The organism is Pseudomonas sp. ICMP 10191 (genome assembly GCF_001467335.1).
GTDB classification, from domain to species: domain Bacteria; phylum Pseudomonadota; class Gammaproteobacteria; order Pseudomonadales; family Pseudomonadaceae; genus Aquipseudomonas; species Aquipseudomonas cerasi.
The window spans coordinates 1-244 of record NZ_LKGW01000088.1 but is presented as its reverse complement, the minus strand read 5'-3'; the positions used below and the strand labels follow the sequence as shown (position 1 = coordinate 244).

General features: G+C 56.6%; 1 protein-coding gene. It reads right to left on the bottom strand.

Annotation, left to right across the window (positions count from 1 at the left end):
- The coding region (locus tag AO388_RS07780) for an AMP-binding protein (RefSeq protein WP_153003978.1) at positions 1-244 on the bottom strand (244 nt) is incomplete at both ends.

Sequence of the window (244 nt, the reverse complement as noted above, 5' to 3'; positions counted from 1 at the left end):
CCAGCGTGCTGGCGTCAAATGCAGGGTTGGAAGCGAACGCCACGCGGTCCTGAGCGTTGAAATCGGCATAACCGTTGTTGATCACCAGACGGCTTATGGCCCGATGCGGCACCAGCACACCTTTCGGAACACCCGTCGAACCAGAGGTGTACATGATGTAGGCAACACTTTCGCTTGACTGCGGCAACGCCAGATCAGTGTCTTTCAGATCGTTCAGGGGCAAACCATCGAGATCGACACGCTG